The following is a 19,119-nucleotide window of genomic DNA, read 5'->3' on the forward strand; positions in this document are numbered from 1 at the left end:
TTAAATTGTCTGATTTAGTGGTTTTCATATATCGAGAAAATTATTAGATCAACAGAAAATTACCTGAATATAAATTTAGTATTTATGTGCTATTTATATCATATATGTATATAAATAACGGGCGTAGATTTATCTGCTCCCGTTCATTTTTGGAGAAAAAAATCTCAAAAGACTGAGGATCATAACAGGTGTTTCAGATTTAGTGATGAGATTTTAAGGTAAATTCTATATTTACCAAAAGAGAAGAGATCATACAAATAATACAACGCTATAGTGATTATCAGCCTTCTCCAGATGATTTGGAAGGTCAGGTTATTAAACCTTTATGAATGTATTTTTAGATGCCTCGAATACCATAAGAATATTTTTGGTGCAAAGGATCAAACTGGTCCAGCAGGATCAATATTTACAAGATGGGATGGCATGTCTATGGGTGGACAAGAGCAGCAGAATACCGCATTTAATGCTCTTATTGCGGCTGATGGATTATTGACAGTTGGTGCAAGCTCAGCGATGAGTTGTACAACGGTAGAGACAAGCGGTGCGGGTTCTGGAGTAGGCAAAGCAAATGTTCTTGATGTTAATGAAGTACATTTTATGCAAAGTAGTATAAAAAATTCTACAGGTGACTTTACTGTTTTAGGCAATGCAGAAGCATTGAAATATGGAACTTTAAATCCAGAAGTTTTAACAATTAATGTTTGGAAAGATGAAACTGGAAAAGTATGGACTCTTGATCACAGAAGATTAGCTGCGTTCAAATTGGAGGGTTCCTACAATTTTATTAACAACTCTTTTTGAAAAGCCTGTGTTTTTGTTTTCATAAGCTTTTGGTTTCGAGATCCCAGATTAGGGCAAATAGTCTGGCATCATTCATCGGGTCCGGTGACACAAACATAGTTAACGGCGAATATGCAAATATCGTTAGCGGGTATTCTAATAGAGCAAATGGTAAAGAGCAGAGCATTAAACGATAGATAACACTTATAACAATCTCTAATTTCCCGGCGGCAAGTCACAATTATATAGACTGCCGCTTTTTTTAATCCTATTTTATGAATTTAACCACTTCGTAAAGAACAGAAAAAATTGAACGATCAAGAATTTTTTAATGAAATAGTTGATGATATTCTGTAGTTGAAGAAAATAAAAAGGAACTTATTTTTTTCAAAAAACTACGAAAACGTTTTCCACATGAGGGAGAAGTTAAATACCATCAGAAACCTACTATACAAGAACCAGATTTTATTTTAATACCAATTTCGATTCAAAAGCGGTTGTTTATGAAAAATAAAAAACTATGTATTAAAAGCGGAAATTCATCATTGAAAATACGCGACCATTGGCAGCATATACAAGTTTAAAAAAAATTGAAAAGAATTGGGTTTCTCTAAAGATGATATTATTCCAGCCTATTTTATTTATGCAGCATAATTAAATATTGAACAACTTGAAATAAAATCTGGTGAATTCTTTACTAATTAAATTTCTATTTCATTTTTACAATATAAACACCTGAAAAATCCGTATATTTGTAATATAATAATATTATTTATTGTTAAATTATCATACTAAATACTACCATTATGTTGTTTATTTCCTTATCAAAATCTCAGGAAAAACTTGTTGATAATATCCGTAAAAGGCGTTTGCAAATGAATCTAACACAGGAAGGGTTAGCGCAAAGATCGGGTGTTCCTTTACCAACGCTGAGGAAATTTGAGCAAAAAGGTTTGATTTCTTTGGATTCATTTTTAAAATTGCTTTCAGTGGTTGGTGGATTAGAAGAAATGGTTGATGTTTTAAAACCGAAGGAACAGAGTTTTAAATCTATTGATGATGTACTAAAATCAGAGGAAAAACCAATTAAAAAACGAGGAAGCAGAAAATGAAAATAGCCATCAAAGAAATACAGGTAGGATTGAATTTTGGTTATAGAGTTCAACCAGTAGGACGTTTGGCGATTCGTAATGATATTATCTACTTTCAATACGATGAAGAATTTCTGCAAACCAATTTAGAAATTTCACCTATTAAACTTCCTTTACAACGAGGCGTGATAGAGCTTCCAAGAGATCCTTTCGAAGGTTTGGCCGGTGTTTTCAATGATAGCTTGCCAGACGGGTGGGGAAGATTACTTTTTGACCGTATGATTCGTTCGGAAGGAATTTCTCAATCTGATATTTCACCACTTGACCGTTTAGCTTACGTTGGATTGCACGGTATGGGCGCATTGATTTATGAGCCGGATCAGAGTCCAGAGAGTAGTAATGATACTATTGATTTGGACGTGTTGGCTAATCAAACTGAAGATGTTTTGCAAGGTGATTCGGAAGAAGTGATCGCGGAACTTTTGGCTTTGAATGGATCTTCTGCCGGAGCACGGCCAAAAGCATTGATTGGCGTTGATTCAGAGAGAAAAAATATATCGTATGGGGCGAATTTGTTAAACGATGGTTACGAGCCTTGGATGGTCAAATTTCCAAACTCATTAGATGGGAAAGATGCGGGCGCAATCGAATACGTTTACGCTTTAATGGCTGTAGATGCAGGAATTAAAATGCCTGAAGTACATTTGTTTCCGTCAAAGAAAGGGAGTGGTTATTTTGCTGTAAAGCGTTTTGATAGAGAAGGAAATAAGCGTCTCCATATGCATACTGTGAGTGGACTTATTCACAGTAATTTTAGGTTTCCATCACTTGATTATGAAGATTTATTATCATTGACGGGTGTTTTAACCAAAGATATTCGGGAGGTAGAAAAAATGTTTCGGTTGGCAGTTTTCAATGTTATGGCGCACAATCGAGACGACCATGCTAAGAATTTTTCGTTTTTGATGAATGAATTTGGTGAATGGAAATTATCACCCGCTTACGACCTTACTTTCTCATCTGGGCCAGGTGGAGAACAAAGCACTATGGTAATGGGAGAAGGACGAAATATCACCTTCAAACATTTGACTAAATTAGGAAGTGAAGCCAAACTATCAAAAGAATTTATAGAGAATGTTATTGAGCAAACAAGTTCCGCACTTAGTAAATGGTCAAGTCTATCAAAAGATTTTGGAGTTAGTAAATCTAACAGAGAATTGATAGGTAGATTAATTAAAACATTTTAATATAAAATCTGAGCTATAATTATAAATTATTTTCGTCCTAAAAATAAATGAAAATAGAGGTGTACAGGCGAAATGGATCAATTATCACCGATGCAGTCGGGATTGTTAATTGTTTAATTTACAGTAATTTATAAGTTTGGAGGTGTACAAAAGTAGTACAAATGTATTGTAAAATTTATCGTAAAAAATTGTAAAATATTGGTTTACAAGTGTTTAGCTTGACGAGATTCGTGCGGAAAAGTAGAAAAAAAAGATGTTGCAGCATCTTAATGGGTGTACCACTTTTGTACACCTCGATCTACATAAATGACCATTAATAAACACTTTTTTCGATACTGTATCGGTAAATCGACTATGTTTTTCTTATTATTTAGACCGCAAAAGTCTGATTATATTGTATATCAGATTTTTCATGTTGACTTTTGCTTCAGTAATCAAATTAAATGTAACCAATGGAAAATGAACTCATTTTAGAAAAGCTAAACCTCATTGAAAAATATATCGTTGGTTTAAAAGAAATTCTGAATGTCGAAGTACTTTTGGATTATACTGGATTTGCGAAATCCCACATATATAAAATGGTACATAAATCCCAGATACCATATTCAAAACCTGGCGGAAAAGTTCTGTTTTTCGAAAGGACAAAAAAATGATCTTTGACTATTGCAAAATAGCTTCAAGTCAACTTTTGAAATAGAGGAGGAGGCTCTACTTCATACTAAAATTAAAAAATAACTTATGATTGAACTTTTTGCATATTATAATTGTTTCATTTCATCTTTAAATCGCAATTATTAGTTATGAAATCGTCTTTTGAAAAATAAATCGCATCTAAATCTTAGAGCTTGTATCCAAAAACTGCATTTTTTCTTTGTTTTTTTATTACCAATCTTTTCCATAATCAGATATTTATTTAGCAATGAAAAATAAGTAAGGTGAAAATTCTACTATATTTATGATAGAATATAAAAATCTACATTCATAGATGTTGAGCTACAAAGTTTTTGATAACAAAAGTAAAAAATATAAATGCCGCTTCTTTTTTAAGAAGCGGCATTTTGAAATGTGAGAAAAAATAATTTTTAATTAATAGTAATAGCCAATATCATCCAAATAGATTTCGTTTTCAGAGCCTGCAGCATGATTTAGGGTAAGATTCATAGTCGATGGTGTTGCGGATAATCCAAAACCAGTGGCACCTTCAAAAGGGATCTCATAATATTTGTAGACTTCTCCTACTGTGATTGTTGGAGTCGTACCCCAGCCATAGTTTAAAATAAGTTTTATGGCATTAACAGGAGTGGCAGTTTTTGCTTTTGCATAGAATCTAATGCCCTTTGCATTGGCGGGAATTGTTGGGGAATTATCAATTTGAAATGCAGACCAAGCTTTTGCACTCCATTTTATGGCTTTATCACCCTGCATAATATTTGATGCATCCGCTCCGTAAGCAATATCATAAACATCTCCTGCCCAGGTAGAATTGGTCACACCACCGTAAAAAACATCATCGTAAATGGATGTCCCAACCTGAGAATTGTAAGTAACGGTTCCCGAAAGTGTGGTTACAGAAACTTTTTTGCCTTGAGAACCTGCTGGCAGGGTTGCTGTAATATGAGTAAGATCAGTAGATACAACAGTCGCGGTTGCATCACCCACTTTTACCGTTGGATTTACAAAGTAATTTCCTTTAATTACTATATTGCCTCCATCAGCAGTATTCACAGATTGAAAACCATTGAAAACCGGCGCTGGTGGTGCTATCACAAAATCAAATTCTACAGTTCCGGATCCGGTAACCAACTTCAGCTTGTTGCTTACATTCGAGTACGGTGTATTTTCATTAATGCTGACAATAATATTGTTATCTGTTACCAAAGTTGGATTGAAATAAGACTCAAAATCATTGAAATAAATATGCTTGAGCGAAGAAAAACCTTTTCCTCTTATGACATAAGTATTGTTTGCAAATCCAACAGTAGTCGGCGTTAGATTACTTGGTGCCCCGTTGGCATCTACCGAGGCTGCTACAAATTCTATCGAAGGTGCTGTAGCAATATTACCTTCATCATCATTACTGCAGGCGGACCATAATGTCACGATAAGTAGTAGTAAAAATACTTTTTTATACTTGTTTTGAATTAAATTTTTCATTGTTTTAAATTTAAAATTGATATGGAACAGGTGGTTCTAATAATTTAGGATTCTTGGCAACGTCATTTGCAGGATAAGGCAGGGTAAAATCGCTATTGTCTGGCGTGAAATATTCCGCACTGAACATATTTCCTCTGTTTTGTGCCGCCATTATTGAAATGGCCTGAGCACGTGGAAGCCTTCCTAGGTCAAACCAAAAATCGCCTTCGAAAGCTAATTCTTTTCTTCTTTCTTTGAACAGATCATCAAAAGTAAATGAACTTACAGCGGAGAGCCCTGCTCTGTTTCTAACTGCGTTAAAGGATGTAAGTGCAGCAGCATTGGAAGTAGAACCACTACCCGCCAGGGTTGCTTCTGCGTGAATTAGTAATAACTCCGCATATCTCATAATGTAGGTGTTATTGTTCATCATTGCCCATGCATCTACCGCACCAGTGGAAGTACCGTTTTCTATACCAATGACATATTTTTTGATAGCGGCACCAGATCCCTGACCTCCAATTTGAGTGGCAGCCGGAACTGTAAATCCAACTTTGAACGTATTACCATCTTTTACTCTGATGTCAGGATAAGTGTTGCCCGGAAGCATTAGCGTTTCGTTGCGTCTGACATCATTGGCGTCATAAAGTGAAAGGATATCTTGAGATGGACCGAATACCCCGCCATAAGAAGCGTTGGATGTGGAAAGTGTCCCATTGCTGATTCCGAATTGTGTATTGCAGTTGTTGCCGGAACCATAATTAGCATCGGTTCTCCATTGCAATGCAAAGATGGATTCTTCGTTATTGTTGTTTGAATATTTGAAAAGATCACCAAATGATTTTGATGTGATGGAGTATGGGGATGTTCCTCCCAATAGTTTGAATTCTCCACTGTTAATCACCTCTTCTGCCAGCTCTTTTGCTTTAGTATAATTTTTATCATACAGATAAACTTTAGCAAGCATTGCTTTTGCAGAACCTTTGGATACCTTGGCATTACTCGCATAGCTAGCTCCTCTGATTCTGTTGTCCAAAAGTGAAATAGCCTGTGTGTAATCTCTTCTGATCAGTTCATACACATCTTCTATTCGGTTGGTATTAACCTGCGGACTAGCAGAGGTTGTCAAATTATCGACAATAATAGGAACTGGTCCCCATAATCTGACTAAATAAAAGTAAGCTGTGGCTCTCATAAAATACGCTTCCCCCAAAACATTATTGATGGTGGTTTGGCTTACGGCCGGTTGTGCTAATGTCCTCAAATTATTGATCAAAAAATTAGCTTGCGCTACATTGGCCCAAAGCGACTGCCATCCCGAATTCAGTTCCGGATCAACAGAAGTGATGGAAAAATTTCTCATGGCATTCACATCAGAAGAGTTGGTGTACATATTACCGGATCCAACTTCTGAAATGGCATAGAAAAATTTATTATTAAACTGGAACCAGGTTTTGTAATACAATGCATCTGTAGCGGCTTTTACCTGTTCGTCCGTCTGGTAGTAATTACTAGTATCAATGGAATCTTCAGATGGTCTGTCTGTAAAATCATTGCTGCAGGAAACCATCGTACCGAATACCAATGCTGCAGTTGCAATTTTTTTTAGGTTTAAAATATATAAGGTTTTCATAATTCAAAAAATTAAAAATCTAAGTTAACACCAAATGTATATGTTCTTGGAGATGGGTATCTTCCGTTATCAATGCCTGAGAGCAAGATGTTTTGGTTGAATGAGCCAATTTCCGGGTCATAACCTGAATATTTGGTAATAGTAAAGAGGTTTTGAGCCGTAGCATAAATTCTAAGTCTTGTGACACCAATTTGAGATGCAAAATCTGGAGACAATGTGTAACCTAACGTGACATTTTGAATCCTCAGATAATCACCCTTCTCAATATAGCGATCAGAGATCATAATATTAGGATGTGTGATGCTGTTGATTAACCTTGGCTGACTCGCATTTGGGTTGTCTGTGCTCCAGTAATCCAGTGCATCTACCAACTGGTTTTGATACATCATTGCATTTTGAGTCCCATTTCTTTTGGTAAGGTTCATTACGTCATTTCCTACAGAGCCTTGTACAAAGACAGATAAGTCGAGGTTTTTATATTTGAAATTGTTTGTAAACCCAAAAGTAAAGTCAGGATGGGGATTCCCGATGATCGTTCTATCCGAGTCGTCTATTTTTCCATCACCATTAATATCATCATATCTTACATCTCCCAATTGTGGAGCTGATCCAAAGACCGTGGATGGAGCGCCAGCCAAATCGGCAGCAGTTCTGTAAATGCCTTCGCTTTTCAACCCATAAAACATCCCAATTGGCTGTCCGATAGTAGTATTGGTGGCAACCATTGGCAGGTAGCCATTAATGTTTACTTGTTCGGAAATGTTTGATATGCCATCCACCAGGCTTAGTAGTTCATTTTTGTATCTAGAAAATACAAAACTGGTATTCCAGTTGAAAGTTTCTCCTTTTGTTTCATAATTTGCGGTTATGTCCAAACCTTTGTTTTGTAAACTTCCTATGTTGGAGTACGGTGCTTCTATACCTCCATAAAAAGATGAGTTGCCAGTAAGGTAATCCGGTAAAGGTACTTTAAACAATAAGTCAGAAGATTTTTTGTTGTACATATCAACATTTATATTCAATCTTTTAAATAAGGTAACATCTGCGCCAAAATTGGATTGTTTAACCGTTTCCCAAGTCAAATTTGGATTGTTTTGATAAGATGGATTGTTGTAAATAGTCAGCTGGGAAGAATATAAATTATTAGGGATCTGCTGGTTGCCGGTTTCTCCATATCCTGCACGGAATTTCAGATTACTAACCACATTCTTCGGAATCCATTCCATAAATTTTTCATTCGTCACTTTCCAAGACCCTGTAATTCCTGGAAAATATCCGATTTGATTCTTCCCATCATTATAATTCGGATCAAATTTAGACGATTGGTCTCTTCTGATGGAAGCGGTAATGCTGTATCTGCTATCAAAATCATAAATTAATCTTGAGAAATAAGAATTCATCGATGCACTTCCTTGATAGCTAGTTGCTTTGGTAGTCGTAGCCATAGAAAGTGTATAAATATTATTGGATTTGAAACCGTGCCCTTCACCTGTATTTCCTTTCCACCGTGAATCTTGAGCTTCCTGTCCTAATAATAAAGTGACTTTGTGCTTTCCAAATGACCGGTCGTACGTCAATAGGTTTTTGATATTGGTAGAATACCAGTCGTTATTTCTCAACCAAAGGTCTGCGTCTATATTGTATTGCGAACCTCTGTCAAATTGTGGCCAAAACTCAGTATTTTCAGCAAATTCTGTATTGGCAGATAATTCCAAACGGTATTTTAAACCTTTAAAGATATCCGCTTCTCCGTAAATATTTCCACTGAAATTTTTTCTGATTAATTTGTTTACTTTCGTTAGCGCTTCTGCCACCGGATTAAAGTAATTGGTGTTTTGTCCTGCAGGAGGAGAGGAAAAATCACCATTAGAATTATACACAGGTAGATCCGGTGCTTGTAGCAATGTGTTGGATATTAAGCCATTATAACTTTGGTTTATAGTGTAATTCTGGTTGCTAAATCCCCCGGAAATATTAGCACCTGCTTTTAGCCAAGGCTTAATTTTAGCATTGAGATTCAATCTTACGGTATAGCGTTTCAAACCCGTGTTGATAATTGTACCAGTTTGATCCAGAAAACCTGTAGACAAAAAATAGTTAACATCATCTTTCCCTCCAGAAAATGATACTTGATGGCTTTGGCTAATCGATGTTTGATAAATGGTCTTTTGCCAGTCTGTTCCATCTCCCAATAATTCCGGATGTGCAAATTCCGGTCGCAATGGAACATTGAAAACGGTTGCCATCGCATTTTGAAGTTGTGCATATTGACGAAGGTTGAGAACATCCAGGTCTTTGTAATTTTGTGCAATGGAGGTAAAGCCTTCATAGCTGATTCTTCCAGCTCCTTTTTTTCCCGATTTTGTTGTAATGATGATAACGCCATTAGCTCCTCTGGATCCATAAATTGCAGTAGCAGAGGCATCTTTGAGTACATCAATAGATTCTATATCATTAGGATTAAGGAATGAGACAGGTGAAACTGCAACGCTTCCAGAACCACCGGTCGAGGAAAAATCGTTACCTGCGATAGGTCTTCCGGATGTTGACCTTCCCGTAGCATCACCGGAAATCGGAACACCGTCTATGATATAAAGCGGTTCATTGGTGTTATTGATCGACGCAGCTCCTCTGATTTTAATAGAGACTGCAGCGCCAGGTTGCCCGCTTCCGTTGGTTACTGTAACACCGGCAAGTTTACCTTGTATCATCTGATCTACAGAGGTCTGCTTGATGTTTTCTAAGTCCTTTGCTTTAATTGAAGAAATAGCAGAGTTTACTTCGCTTCTTTTTTGCGTTCCATAGCCCACAATCACGACCTCGTCGATCTTTTTTTCTTTCAGAGTATCATTCTTGCTCTGTGCGTTGGTAAGCCCAAATGGTAACAAAGCGAGCGCGAAAAAAAGTGCTGCCTTATTTTGTGCTATTGGATAGCTTACATTTTGTTTTATTACTCTCATAATCAAAATGAAAAAAATTAATTGTTAAAATTGAGTTAATAATTAGTTTACATTAATGACAAATCTAAATTTTGGCAGCAAGAGAGGTTAATGTTATTTTGTCATAATATTATCTTTTTTTTACAGGAAATTAATTTATTTTTTTTTAAATTGATAAAAATCTATTATTTATAGCTGTTTACAACAGTTTTGATATATTAAAATTATAATTAGTTTGTTTATACTATTATGCTATTTTGTTATAAAAAGAGATCAATATGATATTTATATATTCAAATTGTAATCAGTTTTGCTTGATCAATCTAAAAATTTGCTGAAATATCTTTAACCAAATTTATTACTCAATTGTTTTTTTTAAGAATAATTGTGATCTTTTTACTGGATTTTCTTTACTCCGTTGAATTTAGCTTTAAACTCGGAAGGGGTAGATTTTTGAATAGATTTGAATATCTTATTAAAGTTTGCGATATTGTTGAATCCGGATTCAAATGCGATTTCGGAAACTGTTAAATCTTTTTCTATAAGCCATCTGGCAGCATATCCAACCCTGATTTCATTTAGATAGTTTACGAATGTTTTGCCAATTCTTTTCTTTATAAACCGATTAAAAGTGACGCTGCTCATATTGGTGAGAGAAGCCACTTCGTCCAAGGTTATTCTTTTGTCAAAATTATTATGGACATAATCGTGAATTAGCTTCATGCTATCTGTGTCCACAAACGTCTCATGCTCTATACTGTAAGAAGAAAGTACAGTTGTGTTTTCCGCAATAGATAGTTCATGTAATATGTAAAGCATTTCGAGGAATGTTTCAAAACCGTTGAGTTTGGACAAATTGAAAAAACGTTCTTTAAGTTTTTCTGCAGTTTCCCGTGAGAAGAGAATACCTCTGATTGATTTTTGTAATAATTCGCCAATAGATGCCATAATCCTTCTGCTCATCAATGATTCGTCAAAAAAATCCTGATTGAACTGAACGGTTATTTCGTGGATTCTTTTATATTTACATTTATGATTATTCCAGTAATGGGGTAGATTTGGACCAATCATAACCAATTCCAAATCGTCAATCTCCCCAATGTGATCCCCAATAATTCTTAAATTTCCTTTTCCTTTAGAAATGAAATTTATTTCGATCTCAGGATGGTAATGCAGTGGAAAGTCAAAAGTTTTTTTGACACGGTCAAAAACGAGAAATGTCTCATCTGGAAGAATTGTCGGGATTTCCCTTAATATTGATTGATTTTTGTTCATTTTGTATCTTTATTAAATGCTTGTTAAACAGTATATTGTAAGCCTATTGTTGAATTTGAATATTAAATTGACAAAATAGTATTATATAGTGCAAACTTACATAAATATATTTGACATTAATCAAATGTTAATAATTGCATAAAAACTTCTTAATGAAATTGATTACGAAATTCCTTCTCTCACTTTCTATGGTAGCATTAATTATAGCTAATGCCCAAAAGTTTGTATCTGTAAAAGGCAATCAGTTTCAGTATAAAAACAAACCGTACTATTTCGTTGGAACCAATTTTTGGTACGCCTCTTATCTTGGTCTGGAACAAAATCCAGAACGTGGAATCGAAAGATTAAAAAAAGAACTCGATTTTCTGAAATCTCAAAATGTGACCAATATTCGTGTTTTAGTAGCGGTCGAAGGCAATGGGAAAATAAACGGTGTCAATCGCGTTGACGAATCATATCAATATGAACAAGGGAAATTCCACGAGGAAAACTTGAAAGGTCTTGATATTTTGATGAATGAAGTCTCAAAAAGAAAGATGAAAGTAGTACTCTTTCTTTCCAATAATTGGGAGTGGAGCGGCGGTTGGCTGCAATATCTCAATTGGAACGGGAAAATTGATGACCAAACAATGAAGAGAGCTCTCAACTGGGATGAATTAAGAGATTTTACCAGTCAATTTTATTCTTGTGAAGCTTGCATCAATCAATATAAGGAGCAGGTAAAAAGAATCATTAACAGAAGAAATACTATCACAGGTAGATTATACAAAAATGACAATAGTCTGATGGCCTGGGAGATAGCAAATGAACCACGTCCGATGCGTCCTGCTGCAAATGAAGTCTACAAAAAATTCATTTCAGAAAGTGCAGCTTTTATCAAATCTCTGGACAACAACCACCTTTTAACCACAGGAAGCGAGGGCGAAATGGGAACAGAAAATATGGATCTCTATAAAGAAAATCATCAGGACAAAAACATAGATTATCTTACCATTCACATATGGCCAAAAAACTGGGGATGGTTTGAAAAAGATAAAATGGAAGCCGGCTTTGAAAATGCTAAAAACAAGTCCTTGGATTATATCAATAAACATATCCAAGTTGCAGATGAACTGAAAAAACCTTTGGTTCTGGAAGAATTTGGTTTTCCACGGGATCAGCATTCTTTTGACATTAATAGCTCAACAAAATTGAGAGATCAGTATTATGAGGCTATCTTCCAACTTTGGCAAAATAATAAAAATAGTAAAGGAAGTTTTGGTGGATGTTCATTTTGGGCATTTAATGGATTTGCAAAACCAATTCCAGGGCAGATCTACTGGAAAAAAGGTGACGACTATATGGGCGATCCGCCAATGGAAGAGCAAGGTCTGAACGGCGTTTTTACCTCTGATCAATCTACTTGGGAAATTATCCAAAAATATACTAAACCATAATCTGTGAATACGTTTGGAATCAAAAAACAATTATTGAAAATTTATAATGCAATCCTGACAAACTGCTAATAATGACAAATTTTTATAAAATACCTTTTTTTACGTTCACTTTTTGTGTTTCATTTTGGAATGCACAAGTTGGGGCTGTATTGTCAGATAAAAATGCAACCCAGGAAACCCAAAATCTGTATCATAACCTTTGGAAAACTCTTGAAAAGGGTGTGATGTTTGGTCATCAGGATGATCTTGCTTACGGTGTAAACTGGAGGATGCAGAAAGACAGGAGTGATGTATTGGAAACCGCCGGAGATTATCCTGCTGTTTTCGGATGGGATATTATGAATATGGAATCGGACGGAAAAGGCGCCATTGATATTTTCAGTTTTCAGGAAATGAAAAAGATGATGGAGGATGTTTATAATAAAGGTGGGATCAATACCATCAGCTGGCACGCTTCTAATCCAAAAACAGGAAAAGATGCTTGGGACAATACCAAAGAAAGTGTTAAAACCATTTTGCCAAATGGTGAAAAACACAATCTGTATAAATTGTGGCTCGATAAAATTTCAAGTTACTTGCTAAGTATAAAAGGTAAAGACAAGAAGTTGGTTCCTGTCATTTTCCGTCCTTATCATGAGCTTACCGGAGGCTGGTTTTGGTGGGGAAAAGGCAACTGTTCTCCCGACGACTTTAAGAAGTTATGGAAATTTACCTATGATTATTTAACCAAAGAAAAACAAGTCCACAATCTGATTTGGATGTACAATACCTCCGATTTCAAAAGCAAAGAAGAATTCCTGGAAGCCTATCCCGGAGATGAGTACGTAGATATGATAAGTTTTGATATCTATCTGATGAACAACCCTGTTTACGATAATTCTTTTGTGGAAGGTGCTCAGAAACAGTTTTTAATAATGGACGAAATAGCCAAAGAACACCACAAAATCCCTGCATTGGCAGAAACAGGATACGAACAGATTCCTTACAATAAATTTTGGACGAAGACTTTAATGGATGCCGTTGGAGATTATAAAATTTCATACATATTAGCTTGGAGAAACCACGGGTTGACACAGGAAAATAAAATGCATTATTACGTCCCATACAAAGGGCATCCGAATGAACAGGACTTTAAAGATTTTTATAATCTCGACAAAACCCTTTTTCTGAAAGATATTCAAAAACAAAATATATATAAGTAGCTTTATTTACAAAATTATTCAAACAGAAAGTAGGTCGTAAACCTATGCAAAATAAAAAATAGTATGAACCTTGAAAAAATAAAATTAAAAGAGAAGATAGCCTACGGATTTGGAGATGCAGCATCCTCTATGTTCTGGAAGATATTCAGTATGTATCTGCTTTTTTTCTACACCGATGTTTTCGGCCTTACGGCGGCGGCTGTAGGAACGATGTTCCTTGTAACAAAAGTTTGGGATTCCCTTTTTGACCCTTTCGTCGGCGTTTATTCTGACAGGGTCGAGACAAAATGGGGCAAGTTTCGCCCATTTCTGCTCTGGGTAGCTGTTCCATTCGCAATAATTGGCGTTTTAACTTTCTACACCCCAAATTTTTCGCACGATGGCAAACTCATTTATGCCTATATCACTTACTCATTAATGATGATGGTCTATTCTCTTATTAATGTGCCCTATGCTTCTTTGTTAGGCGTCATGTCATCCGATGGTAAGGAAAGAACTACTTTGGCATCTTACCGGATGGTTTTTGCATTTGGAGGAAGTTTAATTGCACTGTGGCTTATCGAACCTCTGGTCAAATATTTTGGAGACGGAAAGCTGACATCTTCCCAAGGATGGTTTTTTACAATCATTGCATTCGGAGCGATTACTACGTTATTATTTTGGGGCTGTTTTGCCGGAACTCGCGAAAGAGTAAAACCTATCAGAGAAGAGCAGTCCACACTCAAGGAAGATTTGAAGGATCTTTTGGCCAATAAGCCCTGGTGGATTCTCCTGGGAGCTGGCGTTGCAACACTTCTTTTCAATACCATCAGAGATGGAGGTGCTATCTATTATTTTAAATATTTCTTAAATAAAACCGACCACGAGACCTTCTCCATTTTTGGGATGGGAACCGGGATGTCTTATCTCACCATTTATTTGGTTTTAGGACAAGCTGCCAATATCATAGGTGTCATTCTGGCTACACCTTTAGCTAATAAAATCGGGAAGAAAAAAACATTTTTCGGAGCCATGTTGTTAGCGGCAATTTTAAGTGTTGCTTTCTATTTTCTGACTAAAAATGAGGTTGTTCTTATCTTAATATTTCAATTTTTCATCAGTATATGTGCGGGATGCATCTTCCCATTATTATGGTCTATGTACGCCGACACAGCAGATTACTCGGAGTGGAAACAAGGTAGGAGGGCAACAGGATTGGTTTTTTCTGCTTCATCGATGTCACAAAAATTAGGATGGGCACTAGGTGGTGCAGCAACAGGATGGCTTTTGGCTTATTTTGGATTTAAAGCCAACATTGCACAATCAGAATCTGCACAATCGGGTATCCGGTTAATGTTGAGTATTCTACCAGCTGTAGGAGCTGCTGTGTCTATGCTTTTTATATCCATTTATCCTTTGAGTGAAGAAAAGTTGAAAAACATTATCCAAGAACTAAATGAAATAAGGCTTTCAGAAAAAGAAAATACAACGGACTCCAATGGAGCAGTTTAAAATAAATTTCACTAATAACAAAAACAGAAGTACAATGAGCGATCTATTCACAACACGCTTGAATGCAGTAAAGGAAGAATTTGAAAATTTGATTACAACAGAAAATTCACCAGCCAAAGAAGCCGGAAATGGAATTTTCACGAGATACATAAATCCTGTGGTAACAGCTGCTCATACACCTTTGGAATGGCGTTTTGATTTCGACGCAGAAAGAAACCCATTCTTTATGGAAAGATTCGGGATCAATGCAGCCTTCAATGCCGGTGCTATGAAATGGCAGAATAAATACTTACTTGCCGTAAGGGTCGAAGGTTACGACAGAAAATCTTTTTTTGCCATTGCGGAATCACCAAATGGAATCGATAACTTCAGATTCTGGGAAAAACCAATCGTCATCCCACAAATTGAAGGCAACCCTGATACCAATGTATATGATATGCGCCTTATTCAACACGAAGACGGTTATATTTATGGTATTTTCTGCACAGAACGTAAAGATCTTAGCGCACCAAAAGGCGATACCAGCATTGCAACTGCCAATGCGGGAATTGTCAGAACTAAAAATCTTGTTGATTGGGAACGACTTCCCGATCTGGTTTCAAATACTGGTCAGCAAAGGAATGTTGTCCTGCATCCCGAATTTGTAAATGGTAAATATGCCTTGTACACGCGACCGCAAGATGGATTTATTGATGTAGGGAACGGCGGAGGAATTGGCCTTGGATATGTTGAAGATATGAACAATCCCATTGTCCAGGATGAAGCTATTATCTACGGTAAGATTTATCACACAGTTTACGAACTGAAAAACGGATTAGGTCCGGCTCCCATCAAAACAGAAAAAGGCTGGTTACATTTGGCTCACGGCGTTCGTAATACAGCAGCCGGCTTGCGATATGTTTTATATCTGTTTATGACCGATCTTGATGAATTGGGCAAAGTGATCCACAAACCTGCAGGTTACTTTATGGCTCCTGAAGGAATTGAGAGGGTGGGAGACGTTTCTAATGTATTATTTTCTAATGGTTGGATCGCAGATGAGGACGGCAAAGTTTTCATTTATTATGCCTCTTCAGACACCAGGATGCACGTTGCTGTTTCATCTGTAGACCAGCTGTTGGACTATTGTATCAATACACCTGAAGATAAATTGACTTCATACGAATCTGTACAAACCATTATCGGAATTACAAAGAATAATCTTGTAAATTAATTTTTTCATCAATTTGTGTTTTTTGCATTGTTAAGTCTTGCAAACCTTGGCAATGCATTTTTTTAAATTAAATTTCAAATTTAAATGTCATCACTAGCATTCATCAAAGAAGTTGAAAAAGAGCTTCATAATATACTTGATTACTGGACTCAAAATACAATAGATGAGGTCAATGGCGGTTTCATTGGAGAAATTGCCTATAACGAAACCAAAAATTCAAAGGCTGAAAAGGGTTCGGTAATGTATGGCAGGATCCTATGGACATTCTCTGCAGCATATCCTGTGACACAAAATCCTGAACATCTGAAAATAGCGGAAAGGGCTTTTGAAGAAATCAGAACTAAATTCTATAATCCAATCCATAAAGGAATTTACTGGAGTATCAATGCTGACGGAACGCCTAAGGATACTAAAAATCAAATTTATGCTTTGGCATTTGTGATTTATGGTCTGAGTGAATTTTATAAAATCTCAGAAAATAAGGAAGTATTGGATTTGGCAATTATACTCTACCAAAGCATCCAAAATCACAGTTTTGACCTAGAAAAAAATGGTTATTTCGAAGCTTATACACATAATTGGGATGAGATAGAAGATGTAAGGCTCAGCGACAAAGATGCCAATGAGAAGAAAACAATGAATACACACCTCCATATAGTTGAGGCTTTTGCCAATCTTTATACGGTTTGGAAAGATGTGGAATTAAAGAAGAACATAATCCGGCTTTTAGAAGTCATCGATCAGTATTTCATTGATAAAGAATCCTGGCATCTCAAACTATTTTTTGATGAAAAATGGGTGGAGAAAAAAGATGTCATCTCATACGGACACGACATCGAAGCTGCCTGGCTTCTGCAATGGTGCGCAGAGGTTTCTGAGGATGAGGATTTGATAGAGGTTTTCCAATATTACGCTGTAAAAATGACAGATGCAACTCTTGAAGGTTTGGACAAAGATGGTGGACTGTGGTATGAATATGATCCTCAGGTAAATCATTTGGTGGCGGAAAAACATTGGTGGCCACAGGCAGAACTCTGGATCGGATTTATGAATGCCTATCAGTTGACAAAGGACAAAAAATACCTTGATGTTTTCTATAAAAATTGGGAATTCACGAAAAAATATATCATCGACCACAAAAACGGAGAATGGTTTTGGGGAATTGATAAAGAGTACAATAAACTGCAAAAAGACAAGACAGGTTTCTGGAAATGCCCATACCACAACGGAAGAGCTTGCCTTGAAATTTTAAAAAGATATAAAGAAGACTGATGAAAAAATTAATTTTTACGATAGCATTTACATCTTCAATTTTCACGTTTGGACAGAAAAATCTAATCAAAAATGGAGGATTTGAGTTGGATGCAGAGTTCTGGCGTGGAGAAAATATCCTGACCATTAATCCTTACACCAAAAAATCGGGTACAAAAGCAGGCAGTATTTCCGAATTTACTTCCCCACAATGGAAAGGGGTAGACCAGGAATTCAATATCCCTAAAAATACAGCCGCGATAGAAGTTTCTGCCTGGTTAAAAGCAGACGGCGTTGAAAAGGGGAAAAGCAATTGGAATAAAGCTGTAATGGTTCTGGAAATTGGCGGCAAAAATGAAAATATTGCGGAATTGGAAGGAACCACTCAATGGCAATTGGTAAAAAAGATCGTTCCTTTAAACAAAGACCGTTCGGGGAGATTGATGCTTGCATTATCCGAATGTACGGGGACTCTATACTTTGATGAGATCAAAGTCATTCCGCTTTCTCAGGAAGATTATAACAAAATCACAGAAGTAGAAACTCAAAAACATCAGGTAGCGGTTATTACAGACAACACACCTTTAGAATTATTAAAATTAAACAACGGCAATTTTGAAAAAGGATTGGACAGCTGGAGAGGAAATTCAGAAGTGGTTTCTGACGAGAAATATGAAGGACAGAAAAGTCTGAAGCTATCTTCACAAAATTCAGTCTGGACAGGAATAGACCAGGTAGCTGATATTCCCGCTGATGCAAAAACCATTGATATTTCTGCTTTTGCCAAAACCAAAGATTTAAAGTCGGGAAGAAACGATTGGAATAAAGGCGTGATGATTCTTGAATTCACGTCAGATGGAACCAGAAAAATATCAGAGGATCAGATGATATTCTCCATTTCGGATATAAAAGAGTGGCAGAAGTTTTCCAAAACGCTGGAAATTCCAAAAGGTTCCAAAAGATACAGAATTATGTTGGCTTTAAGTGAAGCTACAGGAACGATGTATGTAGATGACGTTCAGGTAAAATTTAAGTAGTTAGCAAACAAAACAAAAATAAATATTAATTTAAGAAAAATAAAACTATGGAGCACGATGTAAGACCCTGGGGTGAATATTGGGTATTGGAAGATGCAGATGATCACAAAGTGAAGAGAATTCAGGTCAATCCCGGAGGAAGGCTTTCTTTACAGTACCACCATAAAAGAGGAGAGGTATGGACTATAGTTTCTGGAGTGGGAACTATCACGATAGATGATTCTATAAAAGATTACAAAGCTGGTGAAGTTGCCGAAATTCCGCAGGGCGCACACCATCGGATTGAAAACAAAACATCTGAGCCGGTAGTTTTTGTAGAAGTACAATATGGCACTTATTTCGGCGAAGATGACATTGTGAGAATAGAAGATGATTACAATAGAGCTTAGGG

The 19,119-nt window shown here is 36.3% G+C and carries 15 protein-coding genes; 11 read left to right on the forward strand and 4 right to left on the reverse strand.

What is annotated here, in order from left to right:
• The first annotated feature begins 294 nt into the window (after positions 1 to 294).
• The 4 genes from ACFJGY_RS08885 to ACFJGY_RS08900 all read left to right on the forward strand — a co-directional run bounded on the left by ACFJGY_RS08885 (position 295) and on the right by ACFJGY_RS08900 (position 3,771).
• Positions 295 to 801 (forward strand): hypothetical protein, encoded by a 507-nt coding sequence (locus ACFJGY_RS08885; RefSeq protein WP_379963022.1) that lies wholly within the window; start codon positions 295 to 297, stop codon positions 799 to 801.
• Between the two features lie 785 nt (positions 802 to 1,586).
• The gene (locus ACFJGY_RS08890) at positions 1,587 to 1,892 is read left to right on the forward strand and encodes a helix-turn-helix domain-containing protein (protein ID WP_379963024.1); all 306 of its coding nucleotides are present in this window, start codon (positions 1,587 to 1,589) and stop codon (positions 1,890 to 1,892) included.
• Positions 1,889 to 3,118 (forward strand): type II toxin-antitoxin system HipA family toxin, encoded by a 1,230-nt coding sequence (locus ACFJGY_RS08895; protein WP_379963026.1) that lies wholly within the window; start codon positions 1,889 to 1,891, stop codon positions 3,116 to 3,118. The genes ACFJGY_RS08890 and ACFJGY_RS08895 overlap by 4 nt, the downstream gene beginning before the upstream one ends.
• Before the next feature lie 452 nt (positions 3,119 to 3,570).
• A complete protein-coding gene (locus ACFJGY_RS08900) occupies positions 3,571 to 3,771 on the forward strand; it encodes a helix-turn-helix transcriptional regulator (protein ID WP_379963028.1) in 201 nt (66 codons plus the stop codon).
• Positions 3,772 to 4,204: 433 nt separating this feature from the next.
• Here ACFJGY_RS08900 and ACFJGY_RS08905 read toward each other — a convergent pair whose 3' ends face one another.
• The 4 genes from ACFJGY_RS08905 to ACFJGY_RS08920 all read right to left on the reverse strand — a co-directional run bounded on the left by ACFJGY_RS08905 (position 4,205) and on the right by ACFJGY_RS08920 (position 11,098).
• Complete coding sequence (locus ACFJGY_RS08905) at positions 4,205 to 5,272, reverse strand: IPT/TIG domain-containing protein (protein ID WP_379963030.1); 1,068 nt, start codon at positions 5,270 to 5,272, stop codon at positions 4,205 to 4,207.
• 10 nt (positions 5,273 to 5,282) lie between these two features.
• A complete protein-coding gene (locus ACFJGY_RS08910; protein ID WP_379963032.1) occupies positions 5,283 to 6,884 on the reverse strand; it encodes a RagB/SusD family nutrient uptake outer membrane protein in 1,602 nt (533 codons plus the stop codon).
• An 11-nt stretch (positions 6,885 to 6,895) separates the two neighbouring features.
• On the reverse strand, positions 6,896 to 9,844 hold the full coding sequence (locus ACFJGY_RS08915; protein ID WP_379963034.1) for a SusC/RagA family TonB-linked outer membrane protein: 2,949 nt from the start codon (positions 9,842 to 9,844) through the stop codon (positions 6,896 to 6,898).
• Between the two features lie 375 nt (positions 9,845 to 10,219).
• Positions 10,220 to 11,098 (reverse strand): AraC family transcriptional regulator, encoded by an 879-nt coding sequence (locus ACFJGY_RS08920; RefSeq protein ID WP_379963036.1) that lies wholly within the window; start codon positions 11,096 to 11,098, stop codon positions 10,220 to 10,222.
• A gap of 152 nt (positions 11,099 to 11,250) precedes the next feature.
• Between ACFJGY_RS08920 and ACFJGY_RS08925 the strand changes: the two genes are divergently transcribed.
• The 7 genes from ACFJGY_RS08925 to ACFJGY_RS08955 all read left to right on the forward strand — a co-directional run bounded on the left by ACFJGY_RS08925 (position 11,251) and on the right by ACFJGY_RS08955 (position 19,117).
• Positions 11,251 to 12,534, forward strand: a complete 1,284-nt coding sequence (locus ACFJGY_RS08925) for a beta-mannanase (protein WP_379963038.1) — start codon at positions 11,251 to 11,253, stop codon at positions 12,532 to 12,534.
• A gap of 71 nt (positions 12,535 to 12,605) precedes the next feature.
• The gene (locus tag ACFJGY_RS08930; protein ID WP_379963040.1) at positions 12,606 to 13,736 is read left to right on the forward strand and encodes a glycoside hydrolase family 26 protein; all 1,131 of its coding nucleotides are present in this window, start codon (positions 12,606 to 12,608) and stop codon (positions 13,734 to 13,736) included.
• A 63-nt stretch (positions 13,737 to 13,799) separates the two neighbouring features.
• Positions 13,800 to 15,227: an MFS transporter gene (locus tag ACFJGY_RS08935; protein ID WP_379963042.1), complete on the forward strand. Its 1,428-nt coding sequence runs from the start codon at positions 13,800 to 13,802 to the stop codon at positions 15,225 to 15,227.
• A 34-nt stretch (positions 15,228 to 15,261) separates the two neighbouring features.
• Positions 15,262 to 16,440: a glycosidase gene (locus ACFJGY_RS08940; RefSeq protein ID WP_379963044.1), complete on the forward strand. Its 1,179-nt coding sequence runs from the start codon at positions 15,262 to 15,264 to the stop codon at positions 16,438 to 16,440.
• Between the two features lie 84 nt (positions 16,441 to 16,524).
• Positions 16,525 to 17,712, forward strand: a complete 1,188-nt coding sequence (locus ACFJGY_RS08945; protein WP_379963046.1) for an AGE family epimerase/isomerase — start codon at positions 16,525 to 16,527, stop codon at positions 17,710 to 17,712.
• Positions 17,712 to 18,728, forward strand: a complete 1,017-nt coding sequence (locus ACFJGY_RS08950; RefSeq protein ID WP_379963048.1) for a carbohydrate binding domain-containing protein — start codon at positions 17,712 to 17,714, stop codon at positions 18,726 to 18,728. Before ACFJGY_RS08945 ends, ACFJGY_RS08950 begins: the two co-directional genes overlap by 1 nt.
• Positions 18,729 to 18,775: 47 nt before the next feature.
• Positions 18,776 to 19,117, forward strand: coding sequence for a phosphomannose isomerase type II C-terminal cupin domain (locus ACFJGY_RS08955; RefSeq protein ID WP_379963050.1), 342 nt, complete (start codon positions 18,776 to 18,778; stop codon positions 19,115 to 19,117).
• The last annotated feature ends 2 nt before the right edge of the window (positions 19,118 to 19,119 follow it).

This window comes from Epilithonimonas sp. UC225_85, assembly GCF_042695135.1.
In the GTDB taxonomy this organism is placed as follows: domain Bacteria; phylum Bacteroidota; class Bacteroidia; order Flavobacteriales; family Weeksellaceae; genus Epilithonimonas.

Bases quoted from the DNA above. Each gene is read 5' to 3' on its own strand.
- ACFJGY_RS08910 (WP_379963032.1), bottom strand. From the start codon at position 6,884: ATGAAAACCTTATATATTTTAAACCTAAAAAAAATTGCAACTGCAGCA.
- ACFJGY_RS08900 (WP_379963028.1), top strand. From the start codon at position 3,571: ATGGAAAATGAACTCATTTTAGAAAAGCTAAACCTCATTGAAAAATAT.
- ACFJGY_RS08925 (WP_379963038.1), top strand. From the start codon at position 11,251: ATGAAATTGATTACGAAATTCCTTCTCTCACTTTCTATGGTAGCATTA.
- ACFJGY_RS08935 (WP_379963042.1), top strand. From the start codon at position 13,800: ATGAACCTTGAAAAAATAAAATTAAAAGAGAAGATAGCCTACGGATTT.
- ACFJGY_RS08905 (WP_379963030.1), bottom strand. From the start codon at position 5,272: ATGAAAAATTTAATTCAAAACAAGTATAAAAAAGTATTTTTACTACTA.
- ACFJGY_RS08930 (WP_379963040.1), top strand. From the start codon at position 12,606: ATGACAAATTTTTATAAAATACCTTTTTTTACGTTCACTTTTTGTGTT.
- ACFJGY_RS08915 (WP_379963034.1), bottom strand. From the start codon at position 9,844: ATGAGAGTAATAAAACAAAATGTAAGCTATCCAATAGCACAAAATAAG.
- ACFJGY_RS08940 (WP_379963044.1), top strand. From the start codon at position 15,262: ATGAGCGATCTATTCACAACACGCTTGAATGCAGTAAAGGAAGAATTT.
- ACFJGY_RS08885 (WP_379963022.1), top strand. From the start codon at position 295: ATGATTTGGAAGGTCAGGTTATTAAACCTTTATGAATGTATTTTTAGA.
- ACFJGY_RS08920 (WP_379963036.1), bottom strand. From the start codon at position 11,098: ATGAACAAAAATCAATCAATATTAAGGGAAATCCCGACAATTCTTCCA.
- ACFJGY_RS08890 (WP_379963024.1), top strand. From the start codon at position 1,587: ATGTTGTTTATTTCCTTATCAAAATCTCAGGAAAAACTTGTTGATAAT.
- ACFJGY_RS08955 (WP_379963050.1), top strand. From the start codon at position 18,776: ATGGAGCACGATGTAAGACCCTGGGGTGAATATTGGGTATTGGAAGAT.
- ACFJGY_RS08950 (WP_379963048.1), top strand. From the start codon at position 17,712: ATGAAAAAATTAATTTTTACGATAGCATTTACATCTTCAATTTTCACG.
- ACFJGY_RS08895 (WP_379963026.1), top strand. From the start codon at position 1,889: ATGAAAATAGCCATCAAAGAAATACAGGTAGGATTGAATTTTGGTTAT.
- ACFJGY_RS08945 (WP_379963046.1), top strand. From the start codon at position 16,525: ATGTCATCACTAGCATTCATCAAAGAAGTTGAAAAAGAGCTTCATAAT.